12 protein-coding genes and 4 tRNA genes are annotated in these 11870 nt (G+C 32.2%); 2 read left to right on the top strand and 14 right to left on the bottom strand.

Features of this window, described 5'->3' with window-relative positions; all coding sequences use genetic code 11:
* From CLLI_RS01685 to CLLI_RS01670, 4 genes are all read right to left on the bottom strand, one after another.
* Positions 1-86, bottom strand: a tRNA-Tyr gene (locus CLLI_RS01685).
* Between the two features lie 5 nt (positions 87-91).
* Positions 92-166: transfer RNA gene (locus CLLI_RS01680), tRNA-Thr, on the bottom strand.
* A gap of 26 nt (positions 167-192) precedes the next feature.
* Positions 193-278 (bottom strand) — tRNA-Tyr (locus CLLI_RS01675).
* Positions 279-283: 5 nt separating this feature from the next.
* Positions 284-358 (bottom strand) — tRNA-Thr (locus tag CLLI_RS01670).
* 263 nt (positions 359-621) lie between these two features.
* Here CLLI_RS01670 and CLLI_RS01665 point away from each other — a divergent pair.
* Positions 622-1341, top strand: a complete 720-nt coding sequence (locus CLLI_RS01665; RefSeq protein ID WP_106062520.1) for a tRNA 2-thiocytidine biosynthesis TtcA family protein — start codon at positions 622-624, stop codon at positions 1339-1341.
* A 63-nt stretch (positions 1342-1404) separates the two neighbouring features.
* Positions 1405-1950, top strand: a complete 546-nt coding sequence (yyaC, locus tag CLLI_RS01660; RefSeq protein ID WP_106062519.1) for a spore protease YyaC — start codon at positions 1405-1407, stop codon at positions 1948-1950.
* 54 nt (positions 1951-2004) lie between these two features.
* Here yyaC and mreB read toward each other — a convergent pair whose 3' ends face one another.
* The 10 genes from mreB to atpA all read right to left on the bottom strand — a co-directional run bounded on the left by mreB (position 2005) and on the right by atpA (position 11863).
* Positions 2005-3036: a rod shape-determining protein gene (gene mreB, locus CLLI_RS01655; protein ID WP_106062518.1), complete on the bottom strand. Its 1032-nt coding sequence runs from the start codon at positions 3034-3036 to the stop codon at positions 2005-2007.
* 94 nt (positions 3037-3130) lie between these two features.
* Positions 3131-3385, bottom strand: coding sequence for a sporulation transcriptional regulator SpoIIID (gene spoIIID, locus CLLI_RS01650; protein ID WP_106062517.1), 255 nt, complete (start codon positions 3383-3385; stop codon positions 3131-3133).
* A gap of 107 nt (positions 3386-3492) precedes the next feature.
* Positions 3493-4227 carry a M23 family metallopeptidase gene (locus CLLI_RS01645; protein ID WP_106062516.1) on the bottom strand — a complete coding sequence of 245 codons (735 nt, stop codon included), beginning with the start codon at positions 4225-4227 and terminating at the stop codon, positions 3493-3495.
* A 152-nt stretch (positions 4228-4379) separates the two neighbouring features.
* Positions 4380-5426 carry a stage II sporulation protein D gene (gene spoIID, locus CLLI_RS01640; RefSeq protein WP_106062515.1) on the bottom strand — a complete coding sequence of 349 codons (1047 nt, stop codon included), beginning with the start codon at positions 5424-5426 and terminating at the stop codon, positions 4380-4382.
* A 79-nt stretch (positions 5427-5505) separates the two neighbouring features.
* Complete coding sequence (murA, locus tag CLLI_RS01635; RefSeq protein ID WP_106062514.1) at positions 5506-6765, bottom strand: UDP-N-acetylglucosamine 1-carboxyvinyltransferase; 1260 nt, start codon at positions 6763-6765, stop codon at positions 5506-5508.
* Positions 6766-6788: 23 nt separating this feature from the next.
* Positions 6789-7478 carry a YwmB family TATA-box binding protein gene (locus CLLI_RS01630; RefSeq protein ID WP_170063621.1) on the bottom strand — a complete coding sequence of 230 codons (690 nt, stop codon included), beginning with the start codon at positions 7476-7478 and terminating at the stop codon, positions 6789-6791.
* 263 nt (positions 7479-7741) lie between these two features.
* The gene (locus CLLI_RS01625) at positions 7742-8014 is read right to left on the bottom strand and encodes a F0F1 ATP synthase subunit epsilon (RefSeq protein WP_106062512.1); all 273 of its coding nucleotides are present in this window, start codon (positions 8012-8014) and stop codon (positions 7742-7744) included.
* A 30-nt stretch (positions 8015-8044) separates the two neighbouring features.
* Positions 8045-9445, bottom strand: coding sequence for a F0F1 ATP synthase subunit beta (gene atpD, locus CLLI_RS01620; RefSeq protein ID WP_106062511.1), 1401 nt, complete (start codon positions 9443-9445; stop codon positions 8045-8047).
* A 30-nt stretch (positions 9446-9475) separates the two neighbouring features.
* Positions 9476-10327 (bottom strand): ATP synthase F1 subunit gamma, encoded by an 852-nt coding sequence (gene atpG, locus CLLI_RS01615; protein ID WP_106062510.1) that lies wholly within the window; start codon positions 10325-10327, stop codon positions 9476-9478.
* 33 nt (positions 10328-10360) lie between these two features.
* Complete coding sequence (atpA, locus tag CLLI_RS01610; protein WP_106062509.1) at positions 10361-11863, bottom strand: F0F1 ATP synthase subunit alpha; 1503 nt, start codon at positions 11861-11863, stop codon at positions 10361-10363.
* Between the last annotated feature and the right edge of the window lie 7 nt (positions 11864-11870).

Raw genomic sequence — 11870 nt, 5'->3', positions numbered from 1 at the left:
TGGTGGAGGAAGATGGATTCGAACCATCGAAGGCGAAAGCCAACAGATTTACAGTCTGCCCCCTTTGGCCACTCGGGAATTCCTCCACATATGGAGCTGGCAATAGGAATCGAACCTACAACCTGCTGATTACAAATCAGCTGCTCTACCGTTGAGCCATGCCAGCATATTAAGTTTTAGGGTTGGGTTATATGGTGGAGGAAGATGGATTCGAACCATCGAAGGCGAAAGCCAACAGATTTACAGTCTGCCCCCTTTGGCCACTCGGGAATTCCTCCACATATGGAGCTGGCAATAGGAATCGAACCTACAACCTGCTGATTACAAGTCAGCTGCTCTACCGTTGAGCCATGCCAGCATATTTATTCACTTTGTTAACTCTGATACATCAACAAGGATTAGTATACAATCATATTAAATAAATTTCAAACCTTAATATAACCGATTATTAAAAATCTCCTTGTTATTTCTCTATATAACTAATATTTTCTCTACTTTAAATACATGTATTACTTTTGTTGATTAAATTATATTTATAAAATATTTTATCTTTATTTATATAATTGCTTATATTATAATGCTGTTTAGATACTATAATTTTATAAGATAAGGAGATTATGTATGCAGAAGCTATTAGGTAAATTTAGAAGAGCAGTAAATGACTTTAAATTAATAGAATCGGGGGATAAAATAGCTGTAGGTTTATCCGGAGGAAAGGACAGCATAACCTTATTACACCTATTGAGTAAATATAGGATATTTTCTCCTGAGCCTTTTGAATTAATAGCCATAACAATAGATCCTGGCACTGGAGCAGATTTTTCACCTATGGAAATTCTTTGCAAAGAATTAGATGTACCTTTTTATTTAATAAAATCTGACATAAAAGAAATTGTATTTGATATTAGAAAAGAAAAAAATCCTTGTGCTCTATGTGCTAATTTAAGAAGAGGCATACTAAATAGCAATGCAAAACAGCTTGGTTGTACTAAAGTTGCATTAGGTCATCATAAAAACGATGCTGTAGAAACTTTACTTATGTCTATGTTTTATGAAGGGAGAATAAGTAGTTTTTCCCCTAAAACCTACTTAGATAGAAAAGATATAACCGTCATAAGACCTATGGTATATATAGATGAATTAGATATAAAAAACAATGCTAAAAAATCCAATTTCCCTATAATAGAAAATCCTTGTCCTGCTAATGGTTATACTAAAAGACAATTTATAAAGGATTTAACCTATTCCTTAGAAAATGAAATTCCTGATTTAAAAGATCACCTATTGGGAGCTCTAATGAATTCAGAGCAATTAAGTATATGGGACAAAACAAAGTATTAGTTACTAAATAGTTTTAATATTCAATAGTTATATCTCATATAAATTAATAAGGAGGTGTAGCTATTGAATAAGGTGAAAGCACATTTTAAAGACTCTTTGTCTTATTACAAGATTGCTTATTTTATAAGAGATTATCTAAATCTGAATACTATAGTGGTGTGTATAGGTACTGATAGGTGTATAGGGGATTGCTTAGGTCCTTTAGTAGGTACCTTATTAGAAGAAAAACGCTTTCCTCTTCCGGTATTTGGAACAGTTTCAGAACCCATACACGCTTTAAATATTGATAAAAGATTACAAGAAATTAAGCTTGCCTATGCTGATGCGAATATAATAGGAATAGACGCTTGTCTTGGCGACATAGATAGCATTGGAGAAATTCAAGCTAGAGATTTTTCTATTCATCCTGGTAAAGGGGTAGGCAAAACACTGCCTCATGTAGGTGAATCCTCCATAATAGGCATTGTAGATTCTACAGAAAGCAATATATTTACTAATAACACCATAAGATTGGATTTGGTATTAAATATGTCCAAGATAATAACTGAATCTCTTTTATATGCCTATAATTTAAATTTCCCAAATTTATGTAATATAAAATATAAATAAATTTAAAAGCAAAGGTTTCAACCTTTGCTTTTGCTAACTTAATTGAAAGGAACATTAATCAATTAAACTAATGTCATCTCCATTAAAAGTTACATCTAACTTGTCTAAATAATCTAAGACCATACCTGTACCAATAGCCACACAAGAAACAGCTTCTTCAGATACATGAACAGGGACTTGCGTTGCATCCTGTATTAATTTATCTAAACCATATAAGAGAGATCCTCCTCCTGTCATTAATATGCCTTTATCAGCTATATCAGCTGCTAATTCAGGTGGAGTCTTTTCCAAAACTGAATGAGCACACTCTGTAATGGCATTTACAGGCTCCTTTAAAGCTTCTCTCATTTCTTCCGAGGACACTGTTATATTTTTGGGAAGTCCTGTAATCAAATCTCTTCCTCTTATTTCCATAGTAACTTCTTCTTCTCTTTTATAAGCTGAACCTATAGTTATCTTTAAATCTTCTGCAGTTCTTTCTCCAATCATCAATTTATATTTTTTCCTTATGTATTTCATTATTGCCTCATCGAATGTATTCCCTGCAATTTTTATAGAAGATCTAACTACTATTCCTCCTAATGATATAATTGCAATATCAGTAGTTCCTCCTCCTATATCTATTACCATACTTCCACTAGCCTTAGTTATATCTAATCCTGCCCCTATGGCTGCAGCCAAAGGTTCTTCAATTAAAAATACCTTTTTTGCTCCTGCATTTTTAGCTGCATCGATTACTGCTCTTTTTTCAACTTCTGTAGCTTGACATGGTATGCATACTACCACTCTAGGTGAAACTATTTTTCTTTTCCCACAAACCTTTGTTATAAAATATTTCAACATCTTTTCTGTTAAATCATAATCCGAAATAACTCCATCCTTTAATGGACGTAAAGCGACAATGTTTCCTGGAGTTCTTCCTATCATCTGCCTAGCTTCTTCTCCTACAGCCAGCACTTTATTATTACTTTTATCTATAGCTACTACCGAAGGATCTTTTAAAACCACACCCTTCCCCTTAATAAAGACTAATACAGTAGCTGTTCCTAAATCTATTCCCATATCAGTTCCAACATTAAAAAACATTCCTATTATTCACACCTGCTCTTTCGTTATTATATATATAATAAGATTAATTAATTTCTTATTACACTATACTTTAATTATAATAGGAATGAACCTATCCTTCAATAGCTTTATACTTCATTTTGGTAGCCTTCCCACCTCTTATATGTCTTTCCGATTTGTTGTAATCCAGTATAACTTTAGCTTCCATTGCAACTTGAGGATTTATTTTAGGTAACCTTTCTGTCATGTCTTTGTGAATAGTACTTTTACTAACTCCAAATACCTTAGCTGTTTTTCTAATTGTGGCTTTAGAACTTATAATATAATTTGCAACTTCAAGAACTCTCTCTTCAATGTAGTCTTTCAACCTGCTACCTCCTTAACCCTTCTATATTTATAAATATGCCATGCCGTATATTTAAATTACATTTGGTTAGCCATTTCCCGATATAAAGCTCGGAAAATGGCTGATTTTTAATACTGCAAATACTTAGATGGATTTATAAATTCATCATTTTTTAAAACCGCAAAGTGTAAATGATCACCGTAGGCTTCGTAAGAAGCCCTAATGGAAGTTTTACCTACACTTCCAATCTTTGTTCCCGTTTTAATCATTTGGTCCTTATTTACAGCTAATTTGGAATCTAGATTTGAATATACTGTTTTCAAACCATTCTGATGATTAACTACAACCTGAACACCATCTATGCCATCAGTTTCAATACTTTCTACCTTTCCATCCATAACTGCAACTACAGACTTACCAGCTTCACATTTAATGTCTATACCAAAATTAGGCCTATAGCTGTTAGTTGACTTCCAAAATACAGGTTCATCTGAGTAACCTCTTGCTAGTATTCCTTCCACAGGTTTAATAAACTTTGTATCTACATTTTTAGACACCTGGGCGGTTTTATCACCACTTTTTTGAGTCTCATTATTTGCCTTCTCCTGCTTATCTCCATTCTTTACTTGAAGAGCATTATCATAATCTGGATAAGGCTGTTCTGTTACCTTTGCTGTTTCTTTTCCATTTTCACTTTGAACAACACTTGGTTGTTGAGATGGAAGTTGTTTTCTAGCCTGCTTGTTACTCTTTGTAGTTACTATGGCTACTGCAGCTAAAATACATAAGCAAAGAAACAGTATTACATAAAAACCCTCCTTCTTGATAAAGTTTAAAAACTTGTTTGAATTTTTATTATCCATATCAACACCTCCTTTTTGTAGTTTGTCCAGAGCTTAGTAAAAAATACATATTTTATGAAAATTTTTTTCTTTTTATTTCATTTTCTTTGTATATCTTTTGACAAAAAAAGAAGTATATATCGCTTATATACTCCTTTTCATTGTGTTCAATTTTAATTATATTTTTCTACTTTTGTTTCCTGATAATAATGCCCTAATATTTCTTTATAATTTTTATTATTCTTTGCCATGGCATTAGCTCCCCATTGGCTCATTCCTACGCCATGTCCATAACCTTTACATACTATTTCTACACTATTCTTATTAAATGTAATAGAAAAATTAGTAGAATTCAGTCCTAGCATGCTTCTAAACTTAGTTCCTGAAATCGTAGTTTTACCCAATTGTATTTCCTTTACACCGCCAGCTTCAGTCCTGCTCTTTATTTTTATACTAGATTTTAAAGCACTAGGTGACGATATAGATTTAGCATAGTAGCTATTTATTATATTAGTTAAGCTGCTATATGAGTAGCTTACAGAAGTTTTATACTTTTGGGCATTCTCTTCACCGGGGCTTTCCACGCTTTTTAAATATGGAACAGATTCTGAAAATACTTCCTGTACATTCTCAGTTTTTCCACTACTTACTGCAAAATAGTAAGGTTCTTTTATCATCTTCCCATTATATGTTATTACTTCATACTTTGTATCCTTAACTGCTTCTTCTATCTTATTCCAGTATTCTGCTCTTTTACTTTCAGGCCATTCCTTCATTCTTTCATCTTTATGCATAAATACTTGACAATGTGTTGTATTACAAAGATCTGCTTCTGACACATTGCTGCACCTTTGTCCACCCTCAGATTCCATATGGGCAATAGCATAAGTTCTAGCAGCTACCGCTTGGGCTTTTAAAGCTTCTATATGAAATTCTGCAGGCATCTCAGCAGATATTACTCCTTTTATATATTCTTCCAAATCCATTTCTTCTACCATTTTTTTCGCAGAAATATAAATTTTTATTTTAATATTTTTTTTATCATTATTAAATATTACATTATTTGGTTTCATATCAAACTTATTCGGCTTAATATCATTCTCTTTTGCAATAGGCTTTGGTTTTAAAATAACAAAAGAAATTATAGTTATAAAAGTAATACTAATTAAAATAACTATAAAAAACCTACTTAAATAAAAAAAAATATCATTTTTTCTCATATAGTTTTCTCCTTCATTTTAATCTAAAGTATCTTATTATTAACTATATGAGAAAGTTTTTCTACTTATTACTTAATACTTAATAACATTCTCTGTATATGTTAGCTCCTAACCCTTGAAGCTTCTTTTCTATGTTTACATAACCTCTATCTATATGATAGACATCCGTTACCTCAGTAGTGCCTGCTGCTGCTAATCCACATAGGATTAGGGCTGCTCCTGCCCTTAAATCTGTAGATTTCACTTCACAACCTGTAAGCCTATCTATTCCTTCTATTACCGCACTTCTTCCATCGATTTTTATATTAGCTCCCATTCTTTTCATTTCAGAAGCATGCATAAATCTATTTTCAAATATTGTTTCTGTTATAACACTTGTTCCTTTTACTGAGGATAACAGCCCCATCATTTGAGCCTGCATATCTGTAGGAAATCCCGGATAAGGCATAGTTTTAATATCTATTGGTTTAAGTATACCTGTACCATCAACTGTAAGACTTTCTCCTTCCACCTCTATTACTACTCCCATTTCCGTGAGCTTAGCTATAATTGGCTTCAAATGTTCTTCATTAACTCCGCATACTTTAATTTTACTTTTGGTAATAGCAGCCGCTACCATAAATGTACCTGCTTCTATTCTATCGTATATAGGTTTATGAACAGCTCCTTTTAAATTTTTAACACCTAATACTCTAACAGTGTCAGTACCGCCGCCTATTACATTAGCACCCATACTATTTAAAAACTTTGCCAAATCTTCTATTTCTGGTTCTTCTGCTGCATTTTCAATTATGGTTTCTCCTTCTGCCATAACTGCTGCCATCATTATATTTTCTGTAGCCCCAACAGATGGAAAATCCAAATATATTTTATTTCCTATCAATTTTTTTGCCTTTGCCTCTACATAACCATATCCCACACTTACCTCTGCTCCCAGAGCATTAAATCCTTTCAAATGCAAATCTATTGGTCTCGTTCCAATATTACATCCTCCGGGTAGTGATATTATAAACTTACCAAACCTGGAAATCATGGGTCCCATTATTAAAAATGATGCTCGTAATTTTTTTACTAACTCACTACAAGGTTCATAATCGCATATATCAGACGTGTCTATAATGATTTTATTACTAGTTTTATCTATATCTATATCTGCTGATACAGATCTTAAAACATCACTTATAACAAAAACATCTTCTAGCATAGGTGCATTATCTATAATACATTTATTTCCGCTTAATATACTAGCAGCAATAATAGGTAATACAGAATTTTTTGCAGAGCTGATTTTTACTTCTCCATTTAGAGTATTACCGCCCTTTACTATAATTTTATCCATATTCATCCTCCATAAATAGATTGCTAATAAGAAATAAGTATCTCTGGTGTTCCCATTATTATATAATTACCTGAGTTATAACTGCATAAAGCATAATTAAAATCTATTGGTTTACCATTAATATTTATTGGATTATATTTTTTAATATATGCGATTGTACTATATCCATGGTCTATTTTGATAGTTTCAATATTCTCTCCCCTGAAATCTTTTAATAATGTAATTATATCTTTATTTGTTTTCTGAAGATCTTTTTCATCTATTCGTGCTTTTACATATTTAAAAAACCTAACATTTTCATCCTTTAATGCTCCTGTCAATTCTTCTTCTAATTTATCCAATTCATTTGCTTTATTTTTTCCCTTTATATTTATTGTAATTATATTATCATTGTCATATCTTGTATTTTGGATATAACCTTCTAAGTTATTATCATCGAATTCTATACAATATATCTTCTCATTTTTAATAGTATCCCTATAATCATTTTGATTAATATTTAAATTTTTTAATATTTTTTTACAGACTTTCTCCCCTTCTCCATAGTGCTGAAAATTTGTAATTAAACCATACTCCACTATTTCTCCATTGGTATCCTTAAGTATACAATCAAATATGTTATCATTTACTGTAGCTTTAGATCTATCTATCCCTAAGAATAAAATGCCTAATAAAAAAATGATACCTAAAATAAATAAATTCTTCCTTCTCATACCCTTCGCTATTATAAATAGCTCCCCCCTATAATTCAATTTAAAAAGATACATAATTCCCCAGATTATCTCTTTCGATTAAATTATAGACATATATATAAATATTTATTCACTAAATATACTACTAATATATAATTATTATAAAAAAATGTTACAGATTATATTTATTACTGTTTTTATCCCATAACTGATATTTCTAAAATTCTGTAAAAATTTAAAAACCCCGTATTTTATTACGAGGTTTTTAAATAAGAACATAATATTTAATTCTCTTTATTTTCTTCAATATGCTCACATATTATTCTTACTTCATTACCGGTTACCTGAATAATTCCTTTTGAATTATGAAATTTATACTTTTTCCCATTAATATCTTCAAATTCTGTTAAAGTAGGTTTCAATGGTGATATTAATAGTGAATGCATTGGAAGTATTTCTATTTTACCAACTATACTTTCTGTAGTAACACTTTTTATATCTAAATTATAATATTCTTTAAAAGGTGTACTCACTATAAGTCTAATACTATTATTCATATATCATCTTTCCCTTATTTATTCGTATGATTAGGTTTCACTCATCATAGTCTTAGCTTTTTCCATCACTTCGTCTATGGTTCCTGAGAATAAAAATGCTGCCTCTGGTACATCATCATATTTTCCTTCTAATATTTCCTTAAACCCTCTTATAGTTTCCTTAATAGGAACGTATTTCCCTTTCATACCAGTAAATTGTTCGGCAACTGTAAATGGCTGTGATAAAAATCTTTGAATTCGTCTAGCTCTAGTTACTGTTGCCTTATCCTCTTCAGAAAGTTCATCCACTCCTAAAATTGCTATTATATCCTGCAATTCCTTGTATTTTTCTAATACATGTTTTACTTCTGTGGCGACCTCATAATGTTCTTCACCAACTATCCTTGGATCTAACATTCTGGAAGTTGATTCTAAAGGATCCACAGCTGGATAAATCCCTAATTCCACTATAGCTCTAGATAAAACAGTAGTTGCATCTAAATGAGTAAAAGTTGTGGCAGGAGCTGGGTCTGTTAAATCATCTGCTGGCACATATACTGCCTGAACAGAAGTTATAGAACCGTGAACAGTAGATGTTATTCTTTCCTGTAGAGCTCCCATTTCTGTAGCAAGGGTTGGCTGATAACCAACGGCACTTGGTATTCTTCCAAGAAGAGCTGACACCTCAGAACCTGCTTGAGTAAATCTAAATATATTATCTATAAAAAGAAGTACATCTTGGCCTTGATCTCTAAAATATTCTGACATAGTAAGGCCAGTCAATGCTACTCTCATTCTTGCTCCAGGAGGTTCATTCATCTGACCGAATACTAAAGCCGTTTTATCAATGACACCTGACTGCTTCATCTCATTATAAAGATCATTACCTTCCCTGGTTCTTTCTCCTACACCAGTAAATACTGATAATCCGCCATGTTGCCTTGCAATATTATTTATAAGCTCCTGTATAAGAACTGTTTTTCCAACTCCAGCACCACCAAAGAGCCCTATTTTACCACCCTTTTCATAAGGTGCTAATAGGTCTATAACCTTAATACCTGTCTCGAACATTTCTGGTTCTACAGATTGTTCTTCAAAGGTAGGTGCCTTTCTGTGTATTGGATAATATGTAGTTTCATTTACTTTACCACATTCATCAATTGGTTTTCCCAATACATTAAATAATCTTCCTAACACCCCTTCTCCAACTGGTACGGATATAGGTTTACCTGTATCTATTGCTTTTGCTCCTCTTTTTAATCCATCTGTAGATTCCATAGCTATTGTTCTTACTATGTCATCTCCTATATGCTGTTCTACTTCAGCTATTATTTTTCTATCTGATAAATCTATTTCTATTGCATTATATATATTAGGAAGATTCTCTTCATTAAATTTTATATCAATAACTGCACCAATTACCTGAACTACTATTCCTTCATTGCTCTGCATGTTACACCTCCTATTAAAATTACTAGAAAGCTATTTTTGTGCTTCAGCTCCTCCAATAATTTCAGATATTTCCTCAGTAATACCACTTTGTCTTATTCTATTATATCGAGCAGTTAATTTATCAAGTATATCTTTAGCATTCCGAGTGGCTCCGTTCATGGCAGTCATTCTAGATGCCTGCTCTGACACCTTAGAATTCAATAGATAATACAATAACTTTTCATTTATATAAGGTTCTATTATTTCTTCCAAGATGTTGTCAGCAGTAGTCTCAAATTCAAAATCATATTCTGAATTAATATCATTACTTATTTCCAGTGGAAGTATTTTTCTTGTTTCTACCACTTGTTTTACTGTAGAAATAAATTTTGTATATACCACATATACAGAATTTATGCTGTTGTCCCTATACATGTTTAATATTAGCTTGCTTATATCATTTGCATCTTCTAATCCTGGATCATCTGATATATTTAAGAACTCTTTTTCTATAGGAACTTTAAATTTATTAAGATAGGATTTACCTTTTTTACCTATTACCATTAATATAAAATCTTCCTTATTATGAGGTAATCTACTCATTACCTCATTTATAACATTTATGTTATGTCCTCCGCAAAGCCCTAAATTTGAAGTTATAACCAAAAAAAGTGTTTTGCTTTCCTTATTTTCTTTTGTATATAAATTTTCGCCTTCCAAGGAATTTAGAATATAATCTTTAATATCTTCAAAATAATCCTGATAGTGCTCATTATCTTCTAACTTCACCCTAATCTTTCTTAATTTTGATGTAGCAACGATTCCCATAGCCCTTGTAATTTTTTGAGTATTAGTTACTGATTTCATTCTTCTTCTAATTGCAACAAGTCCTATGCCCGCCATGTTTCACCTCCTCCAAAGGATTAAATCCTTTAATTACAAATACTTTTTAAATTCTTCTATAGATGCATTAAGCTTTTCTTTTATTTCATCAGATAACTGTTTTTCTTCTAATATTTGTTTTCCAATATCCCTATGGTGAGTGTCCATATAATCTAAAAACTCTTTTTCAAATTTTTTAATCTTATTCACCGGCACATCCATTAGATAATCATTAACCCCTGCATAAAGTATCATTATTTGCTTTTCCACGGACATTGGCTTATATTGTTCCTGTTGTAATATCTCTACCAATCTTTTTCCTTTTTCCAGTCTTTTTTTAGATTCATTATCAAGATCCGTACCAAATTGAGCAAAAGAAGCTAATTCTCTATATTGAGCAAGCTCTAATCTAAGAGTTCCAGCTACCTGCTTCATAGCCTTAATCTGGGCATTTCCTCCAACTCTTGATACAGAAATACCGGCATTTACTGCAGGCCTTACTCCTCCGAAAAATAAATCAGAATCTAGAAATATTTGACCATCTGTAATAGATATTACATTAGTTGGAATATAAGCTGTTACATCTCCCGCAAGAGTTTCTACAATAGGAATAGCTGTAAGAGAGCCTCCTCCTAACTTATCTGATAATTTAGCTGCTCTTTCCAGAAGCCTTGAATGTATATAGAAAATGTCTCCTGGATATGCTTCTCTTCCTGGCGGTCTTCTTAAAAGTAAAGACATGGTTCTATAAGCAACCGCATGCTTTGATAAATCGTCATATATTATCAACACATCTCTGCCTTTATTCATAAAATATTCGCCCATACTGCAGCCGGAATACGGTGCAATGAATTGTAGTGGGGACATTTCCGAAGCAGTAGAGGATACAACTATTGTGTAATCCATAGCTCCCATCTCATTTAAATTGTTAACTATATGGGCTACAGTTGATTGCTTCTGCCCTATTGCCACATATATGCATATAACATCTTTCCCCTTTTGGTTTAATATAGTATCTATAGCCAAAGCGGTTTTTCCTGTCTGTCTGTCTCCTATTATTAATTCTCTTTGACCTTTTCCTATAGGAATCATGGAATCTATTGATTTAATTCCAGTTTGCAAAGGTTCATTTACGGATTGCCTGTATATTACTCCTGGTGCTTGAACCTCTATAGCTCTTTTCTCCTTGGTATGAATTGCTCCCTTTCCATCTATAGCTTCTCCTAAGGAATTTACTACTCTTCCAATAAGCTCTTCTCCAACAGGTACTTCTACAACTTTCCCTGTTCTTTTTACTATATCCCCTTCTTTTAAACCTTCTTCTGAACCAAGCAGTACACATCCTACATTATCCTGCTCTAAATTCAAAGCCATTCCATATACTTCATTAGAGAATTCTAAGAGTTCTCCTTCCATACAATCATCAAGACCATATATCCTTGCTATTCCATCACCTATTTGTACAATTGTACCAGAGTCCTCAGTTTCTATCTTTTTTTCGTATCTTTCTATCTCCTTTTTTATAACTGATGTAATCTCTTCAGGATTTACATTCATAAAATCA

This window comes from Clostridium liquoris (assembly GCF_002995785.1).
Classification (GTDB): domain Bacteria; phylum Bacillota; class Clostridia; order Clostridiales; family Clostridiaceae; genus Clostridium_AO; species Clostridium_AO liquoris.
This window is presented reverse-complemented; position numbering and strand designations above follow the sequence as displayed.